Source organism: Pontimicrobium sp. SW4, assembly GCF_039954625.1.
Classification (GTDB): domain Bacteria; phylum Bacteroidota; class Bacteroidia; order Flavobacteriales; family Flavobacteriaceae; genus Pontimicrobium.
On record NZ_CP157199.1, the window covers coordinates 2655242 to 2677539 of the forward strand.

Here is a 22298-nt window from a genome sequence, read left to right on the forward strand (position 1 = left end):
TTGCGTGGTTTTTTATTTAATCCTTCAAGTTAATTGGTGAGCCATTGGATTCAAAATCCAGTTTCAATAATTGAGCAACTGTACTAGCAATTTGATTAGAATACAATTGTTCATCTTGAGTGATTTCTCCTAAAGACTTAACACCTGCTCCAAAAGCAATAAGCCAAACCTCATCGGCACCATTTACATCTGAGCCATGACCTGTCCACGTTTCAATTGGTTGTGTTCCACGTCCATGATCTGTAGTAATGATAAAGGTTGTTTTATCTTTATAAATAGGATCATTTTGAGTATACTCCCATAGCTCTTTAATAAATCCGTCTGTAGTATTTGCCGATTTTAGATAAGCATCATAATTTCCATCATGGGCAAAATCATCAGTTTCACCATAAGAAATATATACCAAGCTTGGATGTTCTTTTTTTAGATATTCTAAAGCAAAATGATGTGTAAACACATCTAATCTAACAGTACTCCACGGACTAGGTGTTGCTTCTTGTAGCTTATTTAAATACGCTTCGTTACTAGTTAAAGAAGTCCCTTCGGCTAAATCGAAACCTGCATTTACAGACACTCCACTACGCTCTTCGTTTATTATATATGGAAACACATCCCAACTTGCAAAAGCACCAACTTTACCTTTGTAACGTTCATCTGCATTAGCTATCTCCAAAATAGTTCTATTTGGATTTGGTATTTTGTCATTACTTTGTATTCTATCATCATCAGCATTCCCAGAGAGAATTTCATTATACCCTGGATAAGAAAACCAAAAGGAATTGGTAAGATTAACATGACTACCCAATATTCTATTACCATGTATTTGACCTAATTTAGGAACAGCCTCCCAAATAAAAGGTAATAATGCTTTACGCCTTTCTTGAGGCGTCTCTTTCCAGAAAAGCTTCCTTAACCTTGAAGTATCACTAGAAAAATCTTTATTGACCATTAAATCTTCATCTATTCCTGTAAACAATTCTTGCCATCTAAATCCATCTAACGTAATCAAGATAACGTGTTGTTCATTAGTATTGCTAATTTCTTGATCCGTTGTTGATTTACAACTTGTAAGAACTATTAAGAGTGCTAAAAAAAATCTTTTCATTTTGACGATTTTAGAATGTACCTCAAATTTATAAATAAAAAACCACGCTAATTGCGTGGTTTTTTATTTAATATGAAGTTTGAAGTATTAGTTTTTCTCTTCTTCTACTTCTTCGATAACTTTTTTAATCATCTTCTTCTTCACTTCTACCTTTTGCCCAACATCTTCAAGCGCATCTAACTGTGCCTTAACCTCTTCTAAAGTACCTTCATATACTTTATCTTCAGTTGTTGTTTTGCCATCTTTAGTGGTGTTAGTTGTTACAGTTGCTTTAGCAGTACCATCGTCATTCTTTTCGATGTTTACTTTTACTATTTTTTCAGCTTCTTCAGTTAACATTGCCATATCTCCTTTAACAACGTGTTTTTTTCCATCTTCATCAATCCAAATTTTTTCATTTGCTTCAACAGCATAAGCACTGTCTCCAGTTAAAGCAATACTTGGTGCAATAACTAATGCTACTACAGACATTAACTTTAATAAGATATTTAATGATGGTCCAGACGTATCTTTAAATGGATCTCCTACAGTATCACCAACAACAGCAGCTTTATGAGCCTCTGTTCCTTTTCTACCTTCTTCTTCAATAGTTTTCTTAGCATTATCCCAAGCACCTCCAGCATTCGATTGGAAGATTGCCATAAGTACTCCACAAGTTGTAACACCTGCAAGAAGACCTCCTAGCATTTCTGCTCCTCCAATAAATCCAACAGCAACAGGAACAACAATTGCCAATAGACCTGGCAACACCATTTCTTTAATTGACGCTTTTGTGGAAATATCAATACATTTTCCGTAATCTGCAACGCCATCTGCATCATCAAATATTTTTCTATCTGCGTCAGATGCTTTAGACATATCACTATCATACTTACGCATTACTTCTAAAGCTGCTTTTAATTGAGGAATATCTCTAAACTGACGTCTAACTTCTTCAATCATTGCCATAGCTGCTCTACCAACTGCATTCATAGACAATGCAGAAAAAACAAATGGTAACATACCTCCAACTAATAATCCTGCCATAATATTTGGTTTAGATACATCAATTGCAGTTACACCTGCTGTCTGCATAAAAGCGGCAAATAATGCTAACGCTGTTAACGCTGCCGAAGCAATAGCAAAACCTTTTCCAACTGCTGCAGTTGTATTACCAACAGCATCTAATTTATCTGTACGCTCACGTACTTCACTTGGTAATTCTGCCATTTCAGCAATACCACCAGCATTATCACAAATTGGTCCGTAAGCATCTACAGCTAACTGAATACCTGTGTTTGCTAACATCCCTACAGCTGCAATTGCAATACCGTATAATCCTGCGTAATGATGAGATACAATAATAGCAGCAGCTATTAAAATAATAGGAATAGCTGTAGACATCATACCAACACCTAAACCAGCAATAATATTTGTAGCAGATCCTGTTTCAGATTGCCTTACAATAGACATTACAGGCTTTTTACCTGTAGCTGTATAATACTCTGTTATTTTTCCAACCGCTAAACCAGCTATTAAACCAGCAATCACAGCAAAAAATACACCTATAGATGTGTACTCAACGCCATTTAAGTTAAACGTTTCTGGAATAAATTCTTGAATTAAAAAGTAAGTCGCAATAGCCATTAATCCTGCTGAACCAAATTCACCAATATTTAATGCTGTTTGTGGATTTCCACCATCTTTTACTTTTACAAAAAATGTTCCTATGATTGACATTATAATTCCTACGGCTCCAAGAACCAATGGTAAGTATACAGCTCCTAAGCCATCAAAACTAGGCGTTATGATAACTGCTCCTAATACCATAGTACCTATAATTGACCCAACATATGATTCAAATAAATCGGCTCCCATTCCAGCAACATCTCCAACATTATCTCCAACATTATCTGCAATTGTTGCAGGGTTTAAAGGATGATCTTCTGGAATACCTGCTTCAACTTTACCTACTAAATCAGCACCTACATCGGCCGCTTTAGTATAAATACCTCCACCTACACGTGCAAATAAAGCAATAGATGACGCTCCTAATGAAAACCCTGAAAGCACATTTAATACCATTACTAAATTTTCAGCTCCTGGCCACATGCTTTGATAAAGTACAAATAAGCCACTTAATCCTAAAATACCTAAACCTACAACACCTAAGCCCATTACTGAACCTCCAGCAAATGCCACTTCTAAGGCTCTTCCTAAAGATGTACGTGCAGCTTGTGTCGTTCTAACATTTGCTTTAGTTGCAACCTTCATTCCAATAAACCCAGCTAAAGCCGAACAAATCGCTCCAACTATAAATGATACTGCTACCATTCCACTTGAGCCTACTTCATTACTTCCTTTAAAGAATAATAACACTGCTACTGCAACCACAAAAATTGCAAGAACTTTGTATTCAGCTTTTAAAAATGCCATTGCACCATCGGCAATATTTTTGGCTATACGCGCCATTTTTGCATCACCAACTTCTTGTTTTGAAACCCAACCGCTTTTTATAAAAACAAAAATCAAGGCTAAAACACCAAATGCTGGTAAAAATTTTACTAATAATTCCATATGTTAGTTGTTTATTTTTTAGACTGCGCCAAAAATAGTAAAATATAGCTGATAAAAAAAGCCACTCTTTAATTTAAAAGAATGGCTTAACTGCTTTTATATTAAGCATTATTATATCGTGAACGTTCTATTTTTCTTATGTTCACTTTCATCATATCGTTCAATACATTTGTTATAAATACTAATAGCTTCCTCTACATTTCCCCAACCACCAACATCTACTTTCTTTTTTTCCAGATCTTTATACACTTGAAAGAAATGTTCTATTTCTTTTAATCTATGTGAACTAATATCTGCAATATCATTGTGACCATGCCAAATAGGATCGTTCATTGGTACACAAATTAGCTTTTCATCTGGTCCTTTTTCGTCTGCCATATGGAATACTCCAATAGGTTTAACTTCCATTACGCACATAGGAAATGTTGGCTCAGTTCCTAAAACTAATACGTCAAGCGGATCGCCATCTAACGCTAATGTTTCTGGAATAAACCCATAATCTCCTGGATACATCATAGATGAAAACAACATTCTATCGAAACGAATCTTGTTCAACACAAAATCATATTCATATTTGTTTCTGCTACCTTTTGGGATTTCGATTAGCACATCGAAAGTCACTTCTTTTTTCTTGCTCATAGTTACCATTTTTTGGGAGCGCAAAGGTAGACATCATTTTAACTTTTAACAACAAAATATGCATTGATTTTGTAAGAAAAAAAAACTAACTTGCTACTCCTCCAAAAATTAGACTTAATCAAAGCTTATTTTGATAATTAAAACACTAAAAAACCAACCATTATGAATCGTATAGTATCCATTCTTATCCTTTTTATTTTAGTCAGTTGTAAAAATGAAAAAACTGTAACTGATGAAGAACAACGTTGGCAACAACATGCAGAAAATGTCGAAATTATTAGAGACGACTTTGGCGTACCACATATCTACGGCAAAACTGATGCCGATGCAGTCTTTGGATTATTATATGCGCAATGTGAAGACGATTTTAATCGTGTTGAGCGTAACTATATTTGGGCTATTGGTAGGCTAGCAGAAGTAGAAGGTGAAGCCTCTATTTACAGTGATTTACGAGCTAGATTATACATGACCAAAGAAGAAGCAATTAAGAATTACAATAACAGTCCTCAATGGTTAAAAGATTTATGTGTTGCTTTTGCTGATGGTGTAAACTACTATCTTAAAACACATCCAGAAGTAAAACCAAAATTATTAACTCATTTTGAACCTTGGATGCCAATGTATTTTAGCGAAGGTTCTATTGGTGGTGACATTGAAAGAGTTTCTACTAGAAAAATTAAAGATTTTTACGATAATGATAATGATGAAGTATTAGCCATTAATGATGGTTTAATTAGATTGAAAGATGATGAACCTCGTGGTTCTAATGGTTTTGCCATTTCTGGTGATAAAACAAAATCTGGTGATGCCATGTTAGTTATTAATCCGCATACCTCATTCTTTTTTCGTGGAGAAGTACATGTAGTGAGCGAAGAAGGCTTAAATGCTTATGGCGCTGTAACTTGGGGACAATTTTTTGTATACCAAGGTTTTAATGAAAAAACTGGCTGGATGCATACCTCAACTGGAACAGATATTATTGACGAATTTGAAGAGACTATTGTAAAAGACGATAGTAAAACATCATATAAATATGGCAATGAAGTTCGTGCTGTAGATTCTATAGAAGTCACTTTAAATTACAAAAGTGCTGATGGATTAAAAGACAAAACATTTATGATGTATAGAACTCATCATGGTCCAATTACCCATGCTAATGACGACAAATGGGTAGCTACTGCTTTAATGTGGAGTCCAATAAAAGCTTTAGAGCAATCGTTTACAAGAACAAAAAAATCTAATCATAAAGAGTTTTACGAAATGATGGATATTCGCACCAATTCATCAAACAATACCGTGTATGCAGATGCAGATGGAACTATCGCGTATTATCACGGAAACTTTATTCCAAAAAGAAACGAAAAATTTGATTACACAAAACCTGTTGATGGTAGTAATCCTGAAACCGATTGGAATGGATTACATCCTTTGAAAGACAATATTTTAGTTTTAAATCCTCCAAATGGTTGGATACAGAATTGTAATTCTACTCCTTTTACAAGTGCGGCAGAGTATAGTCCGAAAAAAGAAGATTATCCTGAATACATGACTTCTTATCCTGAAAATTTTAGAGGCATGCATGCCATACCTCTATTGCAAGAAGCTGATGATTTAACTTTAGACTCTTTAATCGATTTAGCATACGACACCTATTTACCTGGAGCCAATTTATTAATTACTGGTTTATTAGAGGCAGCTAAAAATTCAGAAGTAAAAACAGCTGAAGCAAAAGCAGCTATAGAGCTTTTAAAGAATTGGGATTTTAAGGTTTCCAAAAACTCAGTTAGTATGACATTAGCGCAATTTTATTTGAATGCCTATTATCGCTCAGGAAAAATTCCAACAATGACAGGGAATAAAAGAATATCTGCACTTGGAAGATTTGATTATATGAGTAAAATCTCAGCTCCAGAAGAACGTTTAGAAGTGTTTCAAGTCGCTTTAGAAAAATTAACTAAAGATTTTGGTTCTTGGGAAACACCTTGGGGAGAGTTTAATCGTTACCAAAGAAACGATGGCAAGATTTTTCAAGAATTTGATGATTCTAAACCAAGTATTGCTGTAGGTATGGCATCAGGATCTTGGGGAGCTTTAGCCTCCTATGGAACACGATTTGGAAAAGATACTAAGCGTCAATATGGAACTTCCGGAAATAGCTTTGTAGCTGTTGTAGAATTTGGTGATAAAGTAAAAGCTAAATCCATGTTAGCTGGTGGACAGAGTAGTGATTCGAATTCACCACATTTTGATGACCAAGCGCAACGCTATGCGGATGGCGAATTTAAAGATATTGCTTATTACAGAGAAGATGTAGAAAAGAGAGCTACAAAAACTTATAAACCAGGAGAAAAACAATAAATTATGCTAAAGAATATCGTAAAATTAAGCGTTGTAGTTTTTGCAGCAATGCTTTCACAGAGCTGTAAAGAAGAAATTAAAGTGCCTGCTGACTCATTTATAGTATCTGGAACCATAAAAGGTTTAGACACTGAGTATATGAGCAGAAGTTACAAAGATGCCGAAGGCAATCGCGTATCTGATTCTATTTTTGTTGAGAACGGAAGTTTTACCTATACTGCAAAAATTGATGAGCCAGAGCATATTATTTTTTGGCCAAATGTTGAACGTACAATTAAACGAAGTGGTCGTGGTTATTACCCAGCAAAATCGTCGCAATTTGCATTTTTGGCAAGTCCTGGAGACCATATTATTTTTAATGGTGAAGTGACCGATTTTATAGACGCTTATCCTAGTGGCACTAAAAGCAACGAAGATTTAGCAAGTATAAATAATAAGATATTTCCTTTAATGAACAAATCGGTTAATTTATTATTAGAAAAAAATAAATTAAAAGAAGACGATCCTCAATTTAAAGTTATTGAAGATTCTATTAATAGTATAGATGAACAAGTTGTAGCCTTGAAAAAAGAGTTTGTATTAGCAAATCCAAATTCAGAAGCTGCTGCTTGGTATTTATCTGATATGATGATTCGTAGTCAGGTTACTAATGACGAAGCTATTACCGCTTTTAAGAACCTAGATAACAACTTAAACGACTATCCTTTTTATAAAGCAGTTGCCAAACGTGTAGCTGGCATTGAAGCTACCTTAATTGGAAAAACAGTTGAAAACTTTACTACTAATAGCACATTTACTGGTGATTCGTTTGAGTTTGACTCTTTAAAAGGAAAATATGTACTCATTGATTTTTGGGGAACGTGGTGTGGACCATGTATTGCCGAAATGCCTAAAGTAAAAGAATATCAAGAAAAATATAAAGACAAGTTAGTAGTTCTTGGTATTAATCAAGGAGACACTAAAGAGCAAGTTGAAAAATTTATAACACCAAACAACTATACTTGGACACACTTGATGAATGGTAATGGAGATGACGATTTTGTTTTAAATTTTAATGTTGCTGGATTCCCAACCAAGTTTATTATAGACCCAGAAGGTAAAATTTTACATCGTTTTGTTGGCGATAGTGAAGAATCGTTTACAGTGCTTGATGGGCTTTTGGAATAAAATCTATTTGACTTTGTAAGAAAAAACAACTAACTTCGTTTAACGACTGATATAAAACATTAAAACGTTGTATATCATCGCATTACCTGCAAGCTAATATGAACCCAATTTCAAATTTAATTGATAAAATAAACAGTCAACAACTTTGGGATAGAGAAATCGAATTAGAACGTAATGAATATTTAAAGGTAAAAGGAAGTATCGACACTAATATTTATTTGGTAAAAAGTGGAAGCTTAAGAATATTTGTAGTTGATGAATTCGAAGAACATACAATAAGATTTGGTTATAAGGACAACTTAATAGCCTCTCTAGATTCTTTCTTGAATGAAAAACCTTCAGACTTCTATATTCAAGCATTAAAAAAAACTAATGTAAAAGTCATCAATAAAAAAAAGTATAAACCCTTCATTGAATCATCATCAGAGAATAAAGAAATATGGCTTTCTGTTTTAGAAAATTTCGTTTTGCAGCAAATGGAAAGGGAAAGAGATATTCTAACGTCATCTCCTATTGAACGATATAAAAGAGTTTTGGAGCGAAGTCCTCAGCTATTTCAGGAAATACCAAATAAATATATCGCTTCGTATTTAAGAATGACACCTGAAACACTTTCAAGAATTAAAAAATCTTAATTTCAATCAATTTTTTTAAAAGATTATCTATTGATATTTGTAATAAAATAAATGTAATGGCATTAGCAACTGAAAAATTATTACAAAACTTATTAGAAATTACTCGCAAGAACTTAAACAACGTAGAACTACTAAAAAAGCAACCTCTTGATTCTCTAAATTGGAAACAAGACTCTGAAAGTTGGAGTGCATTAGAATGCATTGAACATCTAAATAGGTATGGAGATTTCTATATTCCAGAAATAGCAAACAAAATAAAAACTTCTAAATACGAGCATTCTGAAATTTTTAAAAGTAATTGGCTAGGTAAATATTTTAGCAAATCAGTTGCTTACAATGAGGATTTAAACAAAATGAAAACGTTTAAATCTATGAATCCTTTAAACTCAGATCTAGATATTCAAACACTAGACAAATTCATTGGTCAACAACATCAGATAATAGAACTTTTAGATAAATCCAAAAAAGTAAATTTAGACAAAACTAAAACGGCAATTTCAATTTCTACATTTATCAAATTGAGATTAGGTGATACATTTAGAGTACTAATATATCATAATGAAAGACATATTAAACAAGCAGAAAAGACAATAAAAGATGCCAGCAGGTAACAACGTGTATAATTAATTACTACGGAATTCCTTCGCAGGAATTCACTCGAATTAATTAACTTAGCTCAACGTCGGAAAATCCTAACTGATTTTCCGTAACTAACCATACACTAACCGTTAAACGAATCTCCTAAAAATGAAACCCAAACGTTCCAGTCACTCCAAATTTTCTAGCATCTGGATTATCGAGATAATTACCTCTAAAGTTAAAGTCTAAACGGAAGATTTTGAAAATATTACCTACACCTAAGCTGTATTCCCAATAAATTTCATTATTAGGCGCTACTAATGGGATATTGGTTGGGCTATTCAAAGCGATATTTCCATCAGATAGTTCTCCCCAAACACCACGCACACTAATAATTTCGCGTAAATTCAACTTACGTAATAATGGAATTCTAGAAAAGAAACGACCATTAAAATTATGCTCTAAATGGAGTGATGCATAGGTATCTGTAACAAACTCGTAAAAATCGAGCTGCGAAAAAGTATTATATATTGAAAAATATGATTGATTTCCTGGAATTACACTTAATAACCCAAGCGGTACATCGCCAATAGTTTTCCCAGCTTCAATGGTAGTAGTTAAACGTCCAAAACCTCCTATTTGCCATGGTTGTAAATATGAAAACTGTAACTTCGTGTAATCAAAATCACTATTAAACATATTTTTGTTTCCTAAACTAATTTGAGCAAACAAACGTGCATAATCATCATTAGCATCATACCGTTCTACACCAAAACCCGTCTTTTTTCTTCCTGGAAAATAGGACATAGAAAAGGTAGTTTCAAACTGTTCAATCTTCGAAGCTACACCATCAGCTGTATTGTAATCTAAACTAAAGGTAGGTGATGCCGATTCTAACGTTCGGTAATTTCCACCAAGTCGCATCACCAAGTTTCGCCAAGGCTCCATTTCGATGGCGGCACTTGTTAAGTTAATGGATGTTAGTTTATCGTTACTTCCTGTTCCTACAACCGAGGAGGATGCTAAACTTCGTCCTAACACATCTGTTGACGTGGTTAAACTAGCTCCTATTTGTTCTACGTCACGTCGTTTTCCTCCCGAAATAATAAGTCTATTCTTCTTATCAATTAGCCATTTCCCTGAAATACCATATTTAAACTTATCATCCCTAAATCCGTAGGCTAAAAACCCTTCTAAACGCCAAATATCATTTTTTCCAAAGTAAGTTCGAACACCAGTTCGTAAACGCATCCCTTCAACCTCATTAAATCCAAAGGTTGAGAAAATGGGACCATAATCTAATGGCAGGCTATTAAACTCTATATAACCTGAGGTCAAGATACTTCCCAAATTATACAATCGTTTAAATTTTTTGACTGTTTTTAAGGTATCAAGCATTTTATAGACACCTATTTCATCTTTACTAAGCTCCTCTAAACGGTTGGCGTTCCAAAATTCATCGCCTCGATCATAAACATCCTTGTCGTAATAATATACTTCTTCGTCATAGAATTTTTTATCCTTTTTAACGTCGAACATATAATTATTAAATAAAGTAGTTCGCTTACCGTAGATACCTCGTGATTTCTCTTTTTTATTAAACGCGAAATCAGACAACATATAATCGCGTTTTACCAAAAACAAGGAGTCGTTAAGCACTTCAAATTCTTGCTCTATATAAATTTCTTTTACCCAGTTTATATTGGCGCTTTTGGTGGCTTGCAGATTTATTTCTTTTATCGCATACGTGGAATCGTTTACCCAGAAATCTCCTTTAAATGTTAACTCATTTTTACGTCTTGGGTAATAAATAATATTATAGCACCATTTATTATCTATAAAAGCACTATCAGATAGTACATAGTTATAAGTTTGTATTCCTGTTCTAGACAAAGGACTTACGAAACTCTTGTCGAAAAACTTTAAGTAATTATCGTAGATATTAAAATCGGAATACAAATCATCCACAAAATCAATAATAACTTGATTATCACTAAATCCTGAATTTTTGTTTCCTTCTAAAACCTCTTTTTCTTTATTGATCGTGTTATCTCCATAAACTTTAGAAACAGCCTCATTAATAAACATTGGCAAATACGTTTTACCAGTAACGCTAGATGTATCTACTTGATCAAACACAAATTCCATCCCTCTAAACAGTTTGCTTTTTATAAGTGTACTATCTATGGTATTGATATCGAATTCTACTTTTTCGTATTTGTCGTATTCGTATTGTTTAAACTGTTTAAGTCCATTTTTTCGTTTATGTTCCCAAATTTTTCGTAAAATATCAATGGCAGGATTATTCTTTTTTGGTTGTTTCCCCGAAATCAAAACAACAGCATCTAGTTGCGCTGTCTCTTCTTTTAAGATGATTTTTAAATCGAAACTTACTTTTTTGTCGAGATTTAACTCTAAAGTTTTATACCCAATAAATGAAACAACAATCGTTTCCCAAGTCCCATCAGATTCTAAATAAAATCTTCCGTTCTCGTTAGTAATCGTTCCCTCAGATGAGTTTTTAAAAATAACATTAGCAAAAGACACAGGTTCATTGTTCTCATCAAGCACGTGACCACTAACTTTTGTTTGGGTGAATCCAGAATATATTCCGAATAAAAAAAGAAGTACTACTAATCTATATTTCATAATAAGAAAAAACTTCATCAACAATCGTGCTAATGAAGCTTTATAACGTAAAAATATTGTTTTATTTTATTTGTAAAGCACCTTTTTAACTGCTTTTACCACATCGTTACTATTTGGCAACCATTCTTCCAATAACACTGGTGAATATGGCGCAGGCGTATCTGCAGTATTTATTTTTTGAATTGGTGCATCTAAATAATCAAATGCTTTTTCTTGCACTTGATAAGTAATTTCTGTGGACACATTACCAAAAGGCCACGCTTCTTCTAAAATAACTAATCGGTTAGTTTTTTTAACCGAATCTAAAATTGTATTGATATCTAAAGGACGAACTGTTCGTAAATCAATAACTTCACAAGAAACTCCTTCTTTTTCAAGTTCATCTGCAGCCTTAAAAGCTTCTTTAATAATCTTTCCAAAAGATACTACAGTCACATCTGTACCTTCTCTCTTTACTTCAGCTACTCCAATTGGCAAAATATATTCGCCTTCTGGCACTTCTCCTTTATCTCCATACATTTGCTCACTTTCCATAAAAATAACTGGATCGTCATCTCTAATAGCAGCCTTAAGCAATCCTTTAGCATCATATGGATTTGAAGGTACAATAACTTTTAATCCAGGAGTATTAGCATACCAACTTTCAAAAGCCTGAGAATGTGTTGCTGCTAACTGACCTGCAGAACCTGTTGGGCCTCTAAACACAATTGGACATTTAAATTGTCCTCCAGACATTTGTCTAATCTTTGCTGCGTTATTTATAATTTGGTCTATTCCAACTAATGCAAAGTTAAAAGTCATAAACTCAACAATTGGTCTATTTCCTGTCATTGTCGACCCTACAGCTATTCCTGAAAAACCTAACTCCGCAATTGGAGTATCTATAACACGTTTAGGTCCGAATTCATCTAACATCCCTTTTGAAGCTTTGTAAGCACCATTATATTCTGCCACTTCTTCTCCCATTAAGTAGATACTTTCGTCTCTACGCATCTCTTCACTCATTGCCTCACAAACGGCTTCTCTAAACTGAATTGTTTTCATTTATCAAGTTTTAATCGAACAGCAAAAATAACAATAATTAGAAAATTATAAGCGAATCTTTACTTTAAAAATTTATTATGCATGCATAGGAAATTATTATTATTTTAATTACCTTCGTAACCTCAAAAAATTACATTTAAAAAATCAAATAAGTAAGATGAAAATATTGGTATGTATTAGCCATGTGCCAGACACAACTTCAAAAATTAACTTTACTGAAGGCGACACAAAATTTGACACAAATGGCGTTCAATTTGTAATAAATCCTAATGATGAATTTGGGTTAACAAGAGCTATGTGGTTTAAAGAAAAACAAGGTGCTGCTGTTGATGTAGTTAATGTTGGAGGAGCTGAAACCGAACCGACATTGCGTAAAGCTTTAGCTATAGGTGCGGATAGTGCAATTAGAGTCAATATTCCTGCAACTGATGGATTTGCTGTAGCAAAACAATTAGCAAAAGTGGTTAAAGATGGTGGTTACGATTTAGTAATAGCTGGTCGTGAATCTATTGACTATAATGGTGGGATGGTTCCTGGAATGCTAGCTGCTCTAACTGATGCCAATTTTGTAAACAATTGTATTAGTTTAGAAATTGATGGTTCTAATGCGACTGCTACCAGAGAAATTGATGGTGGAAAAGAAACAATTTCAACAAGTTTACCATTAATTATAGGTGGGCAAAAAGGTTTAGTTGAAGAAAGTGACTTACGTATTCCGAATATGAGAGGTATTATGATGGCTCGCAAAAAGCCTTTAACTGTGGTGGAGCCTGTAGATGCTAACGCAGAAACTTCTGCTGTAAAATTTGAAAAACCAGCACCTAAAGGAGCTGTAAAATTAGTATCACCAGATAATATCGACGAATTAGTAAGCTTACTTCACAATGAAGCTAAAGTGATTTAATCATTCTCAAAATTTAAAAACATGTCAGTTTTAGTATATACAGAATCAGAACAAGGAAAATTTAAGAAAGTTGCTTTAGAAGTCGCTTCTTATGCAAAAGCTGTGGCTTCGCAAATGGGAACAACTGTTACTGCAGTTACTTTTAATGTTAGTGATGCTTCCGAATTAGGCAACTATGGTGTAGATAAAGTATTAAACATAACAAACACAAACGAATTCAACGCTAAAATATATGCTGATGCCTTAAAACAAGCTGCTGAAAAAGAAGATGCAAAAGTAGTAATTGTAAGCTCAAGTGCAGACGCAAAGTATTTAGCACCATTATTAGCTGTTGGGTTAAACGCAGGTTATGTTTCTAATGTTATTGAAGCACCTACTAGCACATCTCCTTTTACTGTTAAGCGTACAGCCTTTACGAACAAAGCATTTAGCCTAACAGAAATTAATACAGAAGTTAAAATAGTTGGTGTTTCTAACAATTCTTTTGGGTTAGTTGAAAACTCAGGAAGTGCATTAGCTGAAGGTTTCACACCAAATTTAGTGACTTCAGACAATAAAGTACAATCAGTAGATAAAGCCTCAGATAAAGTATCTATTGCTGATGCCGATATAGTAGTTTCTGGAGGTCGTGGTTTAAAAGGCCCTGAAAATTGGGGAATGATTGAAGAATTAGCCGAAGTTCTAGGCGCAGCGACTGCATGTTCTAAACCTGTTTCTGATTTAGGTTGGAGACCACATAGTGAACACGTTGGACAAACAGGAAAACCAGTAGCTTCAAACCTTTATATTGCTATAGGAATTTCAGGAGCTATTCAACATCTTGCAGGTGTTAATGCTTCTAAAGTAAAAGTAGTCATTAATACTGACCCTGAAGCACCTTTCTTTAAGGCTGCGGATTATGGTGTGGTTGGTGATGCATTTGAGGTTGTTCCACAATTAATAGAAAAATTAAAAGAATTTAAAGCACAAAACGCATAATTTTTTTAACTTTAAATACCAAGGAACTGTTTAAATCCTCTTTAAAATGATACTGCTTTTTCTAATTTCTAACTTTTAGCGAAATTTGAGGTTAGTTTATCTTAATTCTACCTTAGGTAGTTGGTAAAGTCTAAATTTAAACAGTTCTTTGTGTTTTAAATATTATGAGTTTAGTAAGACTTAACATAAAAGGAATCTCTTATAGTCAAACGCAAAATGGTGCTTATGCACTAATTTTGAGTGAAGTGGATGGAGACCGAAAACTTCCAATCGTCATTGGAGCTTTTGAAGCACAATCTATAGCAATAGCATTAGAAAAAGAGATAAAACCTCCAAGACCTCTTACTCATGATTTATTTAAAAATTTCTCCGATAGATTTGATATTGTTGTAAAACAAGTTATTATCCACAAACTGGTAGACGGCGTTTTTTATTCTAGTCTAATTTGTGAACGCGACAAAATTGAAGAAATTATTGATGCACGTACAAGTGATGCCATTGCGTTAGCTTTACGCTTTCAAGCACCAATATTTACTTATAAAAACATTCTTGATAAAGCTGGAATTTATTTAAAAGTAAATAAAGAGGATGAACAAAAAGCTGATAACATTCTAGTTGATGAAGTTCTTGCAGAAGAAATTGAAACCTCATCTGGTCAAGATAATTTTAAAGGAAAAACTTTAGACGAGCTTCAAAAAATGTTAGATAAAGCTGTTGCAAATGAAGATTATGAAACTGCCGCAAGAATAAGAGACGAAATGTCGAAGCGTTAGATTTTACTAACTATCATCCAAAATAAATCCTTATCTTGCTTTTCTAATTCTATTAAAAGCCAATCATCGTGAGTGTTCGTCACTTTTAAATTTACTTTTATGAAAAAATGTTTCTTAGCTTTTGCAGCTATTTTTTTTGTGATCACACCAACTTTTGCACAAGAAGTTTTAACTGAAATAGTTCCAAGTCAAGGCACCTCTTTTACTAGCATATGGAAAGGTATTCTAGGAATGATTTCTCTCATTTTTATTGCCTATTTATTTAGTAGCAACAAAAAAGCTATCAATTGGAAAACAGTTGGTATTGGGCTTTCATTTCAATTATTAATTGCCATAGGTGTATTAAAAGTTGGATTTGTTCAAAAGTCTTTTGAATTTGTCGGACAACTATTTGTTAAAGTGCTAGATTTTACTCGTGCAGGAAGTCAGTTTCTATTTGAAGGTTTAGTGGTTGATATGGATACTTTTGGCTTTATTTTCGCTTTTCAAGTATTACCGACTATAATATTCTTTTCTGCTTTAACTTCTGTTCTCTTTTATTTAGGTATTATTCAATGGATTGTTAAAGCGTTTGGATTGTTACTTTCTAAATTACTTAAAATATCAGGTGCAGAAAGTTTAAGTGTGGCTGGAAACATTTTTCTAGGTCAAACCGAAGCACCTCTATTAATTAAAGCATATTTAGAAAAGATGAATAAATCTGAAATGCTTTTAGTAATGATTGGTGGTATGGCGACCGTAGCTGGTGCTGTATTGGCTGCATATATCGGTTTTCTTGGAGGTGATGACCCAGTTCTTCGTTTACAGTATGCTAAGCATCTTTTGGCAGCTTCTGTTATGGCCGCTCCAGGCGCTATAGTTATTTCAAAAATATTATACCCTCAAACTGAAAACATAAATACAGATGTTTCTGTTTCGCAAGAGAAGATTGGAACGAATATTCTTGATGCTATCGCCAATGGAACAACCGAAGGTTTAAAATTAGCAGTAAATGTTGGTGCAATGCTGTTAGTTTTTGTGGCTTTTATTGCAATGGGTAATTGGATTTTTTTACAAATAGGACAAATAGGAGGTCTAAATGATTGGATAGTAGCAAACACACCTTATAAAAGTTTATCGCTTGAATTTATTTTGGGCTATGCTTTTGCTCCATTAATGTGGCTTTTAGGCGTAGCTAAGGAAGATATGGCTCTCATGGGACAACTCCTAGGAATCAAACTTGCAGCAAGTGAATTTGTTGGTTATATTCAATTAGCAGACTTGAAAAATGTAGCTAGTGCTACCCATTTAACTTATAACAAATCAGTTATTATGGCAACATATATGCTTTGTGGATTTGCAAATTTCGCGTCTATTGGCATTCAAATCGGAGGTATTGGGTCGTTAGCTCCTGGACAACGAAAAACCTTATCTAAATTTGGAATGAAAGCTCTTATTGGAGGAACCATTGCCTCACTTATTTCGGCGACTATTGCAGGAATGATTATTGGATAAACAGTTAATAACTTTTTAAATAAATATAAGCTCTAGACTTTTAGTTTTGGAGCTTTTTTTTACTTTTATTTCCACGAAATCAAAGAGATAATGAAGCAATATTTAGACTTAGTTAAACACGTATTAGAAAGTGGAAATGAAAAGGCAGATCGTACAGGAACTGGTACTAAAAGTGTGTTTGGACATCAAATGCGTTTTGATTTAAGTAAAGGATTTCCAATGGTGACTACCAAAAAACTGCACTTAAAATCTATAGTTTATGAATTGCTTTGGTTTTTAAAAGGAGATACTAACACAAATTATCTTACTGAAAATGGTGTTAGAATTTGGAATGAGTGGGCTGATGAAAATGGCGATTTAGGTCCAGTTTATGGACACCAATGGCGTAACTGGAATAGTGATGAAATTGACCAGATAAAAGAAGTTATTGAAACTTTAAAAAACAATCCAGATAGCAGACGCATGCTTGTATCTGCTTGGAATCCTTCGGTTTTACCTGATACTTCTGTGTCTTTTAGTGAAAATGTAGCCAATGGAAAAGCGGCATTACCTCCATGCCATGCTTTTTTTCAGTTTTATGTCGCTGATGGAAAATTATCTTGCCAACTATATCAACGAAGTGCTGACATTTTTCTTGGCGTGCCTTTTAATATTGCGTCATATGCCTTATTTACAATGATGATGGCTCAAGTTTGTGGTTATGAAGCTGGTGAATTTATTCACACCTTTGGAGATGCACATATTTACAGTAACCACTATGAACAATTAGAATTACAGTTATCTAGAGACATAAGACCATTACCAAAAATGATTTTAAATCCAGAAGTTAAAAATATTTTTGATTTTACTTTTGACGATTTTACACTTATAGATTATAATCCGCATCCACATATAAAAGGAACTGTTGCGGTGTAATATTTTCAAAATTTTTATGACTGTATTACCATTCGTCGAATATTATTTTGTCTTTGACGTATAAAGCTTTATTTTAGTAACTTATAACCCTCTATCTCTATAAAGAAACACTAAAACATTAACTATGAAGAAACTATTACCCATTGGAGTATTTTTAATTTTGGCATTTATTGCTTTTAAATTTACATCTCAAGAAGATCAGCAAGACGTAAATATTGAAGATAAAAAAATTGCTTCTCGCCCAAAATTACCTAAAAAAACACCTGAATTACGTGCACAATATGCTGAGGAAAGAGCGCTATATGAATATAAGCTACAAGCCAATCCTACAACAGGTGAAATTCCAATCGAAGAAAAAGAATTGGAATTTAAAAATTCTAAGAAAGCAAAAATCAGAATAGATGGTGGAGATAACTTAAGAGCTCCTGATGCTTCTATTGTAAACAGAGGACCTTCTAATCTTGGTGGTAGAACTAGGACCATTGTTTTTGATCAAAGTGACGGAACTGGTAACACAATCCTTGCTGGAGGTGTTAGCGGCGGGGTTTTTAGAACTACAAATGGGGGGACTTCTTGGACTAAAGTATCTTCAAATGATGAAGTACATAGTGTTACAAGTATAACACAGGACCCTAGCAATTTAAATACTTGGTATTATGGAACTGGTGAAGGTCGTGGTAACTCTGCATCATTAGGGTCTTTCTTTTTAGGTGACGGTATATGGAAATCTACTGATAGTGGATTAACTTGGTCGCCGATGGCTGGTACTACTGGAACTTATGAATCGTATGATTCTTTCTTCGATATTGTTTATAAACTAGAAGTTCATCCAACAACTGGTGATTTATTTGCTGCAGTAGGAGGTCGAATTTACAGATATGATGTTGGCACATCTACTTGGGTTATTGAAATAACAAATTCTGGAGGAAATACTTCGTATGCTACAGATGTTGTTATAACAACTGGCGGTAGGGTTTATGTTGCATTTTCAGGAAATCAAGATGCTAATAGAGAAGGTGTATGGACTTCAGCAAACGGTGAAGGTAGTTGGACTAGAATTACTGACAATACTACGTATCCAACTGCTGTTGTCGGCGGAATACCAATACATACTAAGCTAACTGGAAGAGCTGTTTTAGGTTTAGCACCATCAAACCAGAATAAACTGTATGTACTATACGTTAATGGTGTATCATCAGATTGTACAGGTATAGCAGCTCCTGAAGCCGATTTAGTAATGTGGGACCAATCTACTACAACTTGGACAGACTACTCTGGTAAACTTCCAGACGAAAGTGGATGTAGTGACGGTAATGACCCTCTTGCAGTACAAGGAGGTTATGACCTAGTCGTTAGCGTAAAACCAGATAATGAAAATTTCGTAGTTATTGGTGGAACAAATGCCTATAGAATGGCTGATATCACTGCAGCTGGTTCTTTTGGAAGAATTGGAGGATATGCTACCGCTGGTGGCTATGCACAATATCCAAACCATCATCCAGATATTCATGCTTTAGTTTTTAATCCATTTAATAACAGTAATTTAATTTCTGGAACAGATGGAGGAGTTCGTGAAACTCTTGATATTACTGCAACAGGTGGTACATTTCCTGTCACTTGGGTTAATCTAAATAATGATTATCAAACACAACAATTTTACCATGTAGCAATAGACCCTCAATCAGCATCTGATTATGTGGTAGGTGGTCTTCAAGACAATGGAACTAATCAAGGAGGGTTAAGTGCTGGTGAAGCAAGTTTAACTACTCAAACCAATATTTGGGGAGGAGATGGTGTCGCTGTTGGTATTTCCAGAGATAATGCCAATGTTCCTGTATTTGTTGGTTTCCAAGCAGGTCCAATTTATCGAATTTTTAAAAATGTTGGAGGATGGACCGATATTGAGCCTACAGGTGCAACTAGCCAATTTGTTACATATTTTCATTTAGATCAAAGTAACAATAAAAACCTATATTATGCTGGAAAAGGAGTTCTATATAGAACTACTGATGCTACAAATGTAACTTCTGGCACTTGGACTAACATGGGATCACCTACTGGTTTTGGAACTAGTGGAGCTAATGAATGGTTTAGTAGATTCTCTGCAAGTTGGGGAGCTTATAATCCTGCTTCGAGTTATTTGCTAATGGGTGGTGATACTGGAACTGTTTTAAGATTGGATGACCCTCAAAATGCAGCAAATGTTAATACTGCAGTAGACATAACACCATCGGGAGTAACTTCTGGTGTGGTTACTGGTTTAGCGATACACCCTACAAATCCAGATATTGTGTTATTGACTTATTCCAACTATGGCTTAACAAACATTTACATTACGACTGATGCAACAGCTGCTACGCCAACTTGGACCGTAGCTGAACGAAATTTATCTTCACATTCTATTAGGTCTGCAGCTATTACTACAAATACTGCTGGAGAGGCTTTATACCTAGTAGGAACAGCAAGGGGACTATATAGTTCTACAAACCCTGTAAATGGTGGCTCAGGTGTAGACTGGACTAGAGAAGCTCCTAATTTAATTGGTTATGCAGTAGTTAGTTCATTAGCTTATAGACCAGACGACAATAAGTTACTTATTGGAACTCATGGTAATGGTATGTTTGAGGCAACTATTAATCATGTATTAGGAATTGAAGACAATGAAATTAGCAAGAGTATTAAAATTTACCCTAATCCTGTTGCAGATAGATTAAACCTAAACATGCCTAGTGAAATAAGCGACAATGCGTCTTATATGATTCACAATGCTCTTGGACAGAATGTTATGAGAGGTGTTTTAGAAAATAATCAAATAGATGTCGACAACTTAAATATTGGAATATACTTTTTAGAAATTAATTCAAATGGTAAAAAAGGTGTTAAACGATTTATTAAGAAGTAAAACTTCTTTTTAAGATATTTTTGAAAGGGTTTTGGTGATTACCAAAACCCTTTCTTATTTTCTAATCCATTTTAATTAAATTTGTAACTAATAATTATAGAATAGTTATATGTTCGGAAAAAAGAAAAATATTCCATCCATAGATAGTGAACAACTAGAATTAATACAAAATGCTCAAAAACGTATAAAACAAAAGAAACGTTTATATGTGCATTTTGTAATATTTTTAATAGGTTCCGTTTTTTTAATACTAGCAAATACTGTTTTAGGAATTGGCAAAGACGTGAAATTCTTTGGGAAAGAATGGTTTCTTTTTGCAACTTTTGCTTGGCTATTCCTGTTTCTTTATCATTGTTTTAATGTATTTGTTACCAATAAGTTTATGGACAAAGATTGGGAAAAATCTCAGTTAGATAAACTCGTTGCCAAACAACAAGAACGTATAAACAAACTAAAAGAAGGTTTTATAAAAGAGGAAAAACTCATAGCACAAAGTCAAGCTTATAACGAAGCTAATCCTGAAAATAAGATAGAAGCCATCTCCAAAAAAAAAACTAATAAGCTCACAATTATTGTAGCTGCAGGCGAAAACGATGCTATTGGCAAAGACAATAAACTTATTTGGCATTTAAGTGACGACTTACAACGATTTAAACGTCTAACTAATAATCACCATATTATTATGGGACGCAAAACGTTTGAAAGCTTCCCAAAGCCTTTACCTAATAGAATTCATGTAGTCATTACGCGTCAAGCAAATTACAAAGTTCCAGATGGTGTCATTGTAGTGAACTCTTTAGAAGATGCTATTGATGCTGCTAGAAATGACACACAACCGTTTGTTATTGGTGGCGGCGAAATTTACAAACAGGCCATGCCTTTGGCCGATACAATTGAACTTACAAGAGTGCATCACTCCTTTGAAGCAGATACCTTTTTCCCAAAGATAGATACCTCTTTATGGAAAGAAACCAGTAATACCTTTCATGATAAAGACGAAAATCATGAATATGCGTTTTCATTTTTAACCTATCAAAGAGTTTAGATTTGACTCTCTAATTATTTTTATCGAAATTGCTTAAGGTCTTTTAGTACTTATTAATTAGCTCATATCAGCATTATTTGCGAGATTAAACGACCAATATTTATAAACTAATTAACAACTAAAGATGAAAGTAACACTAATCAGTATTCCAGTCAGAGATCAAGAAAAAGCTTTAAACTTTTATACAAAAAAACTAGGCTTCTTAAAAAAGAAAGATCTTCCATTAGGTGGAGGAAATAGATGGCTAACATTAGTTTCGGCAGAATGGCAAGATGGTCCAGAATTGTTATTAGAACCAGGTCCATTACATTTTAAACCCTGTAAAGTTTATCAAGATGCACTTCTGGAAGCAGGTTATCCTTATACCCAATTTGACGTTAAAAGTGTTGATGCAGAATATGACCGATTAACTAAACTTGAAGTAGAATTTAGCATGAAACCAACCGAAATGGGAAATGTAAAGGTTGCTGTTTTTAACGATACTTGTGGAAACAACATTCAACTTGTAGAAGAATTGAAATAGCGAAACTGCATTCTTGTATAATGAAACCTCTA

General features: G+C 33.9%; 17 protein-coding genes. 12 read left to right on the forward strand and 5 right to left on the reverse strand.

Going from position 1 to position 22298, the window contains the following annotated elements:
- Window positions 1-16 precede the first annotated feature (16 nt).
- The 3 genes from ABGB03_RS12335 to ABGB03_RS12345 form a co-directional block, all read right to left on the reverse strand.
- A complete protein-coding gene (locus ABGB03_RS12335) occupies window positions 17-1105 on the reverse strand; it encodes an alkaline phosphatase family protein (RefSeq protein ID WP_347922875.1) in 1089 nt (362 codons plus the stop codon).
- An 87-nt stretch (window positions 1106-1192) separates the two neighbouring features.
- On the reverse strand, window positions 1193-3661 hold the full coding sequence (locus ABGB03_RS12340; protein WP_347922876.1) for a sodium-translocating pyrophosphatase: 2469 nt from the start codon (window positions 3659-3661) through the stop codon (window positions 1193-1195).
- 111 nt (window positions 3662-3772) lie between these two features.
- A complete protein-coding gene (locus ABGB03_RS12345; RefSeq protein WP_347922877.1) occupies window positions 3773-4300 on the reverse strand; it encodes an inorganic diphosphatase in 528 nt (175 codons plus the stop codon).
- A 162-nt stretch (window positions 4301-4462) separates the two neighbouring features.
- Here ABGB03_RS12345 and ABGB03_RS12350 point away from each other — a divergent pair, with 162 nt between their 5' ends.
- The 4 genes from ABGB03_RS12350 (at window position 4463) to ABGB03_RS12365 (ending at window position 9071) form a co-directional block, all read left to right on the forward strand.
- Window positions 4463-6658 carry an acylase gene (locus ABGB03_RS12350; RefSeq protein ID WP_347922878.1) on the forward strand — a complete coding sequence of 732 codons (2196 nt, stop codon included), beginning with the start codon at window positions 4463-4465 and terminating at the stop codon, window positions 6656-6658.
- Between the two features lie 3 nt (window positions 6659-6661).
- Window positions 6662-7825, forward strand: a complete 1164-nt coding sequence (locus tag ABGB03_RS12355) for a TlpA disulfide reductase family protein (RefSeq protein ID WP_347922879.1) — start codon at window positions 6662-6664, stop codon at window positions 7823-7825.
- A gap of 98 nt (window positions 7826-7923) precedes the next feature.
- Complete coding sequence (locus ABGB03_RS12360) at window positions 7924-8460, forward strand: Crp/Fnr family transcriptional regulator (RefSeq protein WP_347922880.1); 537 nt, start codon at window positions 7924-7926, stop codon at window positions 8458-8460.
- Window positions 8461-8516: 56 nt separating this feature from the next.
- Window positions 8517-9071 carry a DinB family protein gene (locus ABGB03_RS12365; protein ID WP_347922881.1) on the forward strand — a complete coding sequence of 185 codons (555 nt, stop codon included), beginning with the start codon at window positions 8517-8519 and terminating at the stop codon, window positions 9069-9071.
- Between the two features lie 130 nt (window positions 9072-9201).
- Here the strand turns inward: ABGB03_RS12365 and ABGB03_RS12370 are convergent, their stop codons facing one another.
- Window positions 9202-11688: a DUF5686 family protein gene (locus ABGB03_RS12370; protein WP_347922882.1), complete on the reverse strand. Its 2487-nt coding sequence runs from the start codon at window positions 11686-11688 to the stop codon at window positions 9202-9204.
- Window positions 11689-11754: 66 nt separating this feature from the next.
- Window positions 11755-12732 carry a pyruvate dehydrogenase complex E1 component subunit beta gene (locus ABGB03_RS12375; protein WP_347922883.1) on the reverse strand — a complete coding sequence of 326 codons (978 nt, stop codon included), beginning with the start codon at window positions 12730-12732 and terminating at the stop codon, window positions 11755-11757.
- A gap of 157 nt (window positions 12733-12889) precedes the next feature.
- Here ABGB03_RS12375 and ABGB03_RS12380 point away from each other — a divergent pair, with 157 nt between their 5' ends.
- The 8 genes from ABGB03_RS12380 to ABGB03_RS12415 all read left to right on the forward strand — a co-directional run bounded on the left by ABGB03_RS12380 (window position 12890) and on the right by ABGB03_RS12415 (window position 22266).
- On the forward strand, window positions 12890-13636 hold the full coding sequence (locus ABGB03_RS12380) for an electron transfer flavoprotein subunit beta/FixA family protein (protein WP_347922884.1): 747 nt from the start codon (window positions 12890-12892) through the stop codon (window positions 13634-13636).
- Window positions 13637-13657: 21 nt separating this feature from the next.
- Window positions 13658-14614 carry an electron transfer flavoprotein subunit alpha/FixB family protein gene (locus ABGB03_RS12385; protein WP_347922885.1) on the forward strand — a complete coding sequence of 319 codons (957 nt, stop codon included), beginning with the start codon at window positions 13658-13660 and terminating at the stop codon, window positions 14612-14614.
- 164 nt (window positions 14615-14778) lie between these two features.
- Complete coding sequence (locus ABGB03_RS12390) at window positions 14779-15387, forward strand: bifunctional nuclease family protein (RefSeq protein WP_347922886.1); 609 nt, start codon at window positions 14779-14781, stop codon at window positions 15385-15387.
- A 99-nt stretch (window positions 15388-15486) separates the two neighbouring features.
- Entirely contained in the window at window positions 15487-16881 is a 1395-nt protein-coding gene (locus ABGB03_RS12395) for a nucleoside transporter C-terminal domain-containing protein (protein WP_347922887.1), read from the forward strand.
- A 90-nt stretch (window positions 16882-16971) separates the two neighbouring features.
- A complete protein-coding gene (locus ABGB03_RS12400) occupies window positions 16972-17796 on the forward strand; it encodes a thymidylate synthase (protein ID WP_347922888.1) in 825 nt (274 codons plus the stop codon).
- 124 nt (window positions 17797-17920) lie between these two features.
- Window positions 17921-20698, forward strand: a complete 2778-nt coding sequence (locus ABGB03_RS12405; protein WP_347922889.1) for a T9SS type A sorting domain-containing protein — start codon at window positions 17921-17923, stop codon at window positions 20696-20698.
- A 109-nt stretch (window positions 20699-20807) separates the two neighbouring features.
- Window positions 20808-21743: a dihydrofolate reductase gene (locus ABGB03_RS12410; RefSeq protein WP_347922890.1), complete on the forward strand. Its 936-nt coding sequence runs from the start codon at window positions 20808-20810 to the stop codon at window positions 21741-21743.
- Between the two features lie 124 nt (window positions 21744-21867).
- On the forward strand, window positions 21868-22266 hold the full coding sequence (locus ABGB03_RS12415; RefSeq protein ID WP_347922891.1) for a VOC family protein: 399 nt from the start codon (window positions 21868-21870) through the stop codon (window positions 22264-22266).
- Window positions 22267-22298: the final 32 nt, after the last annotated feature.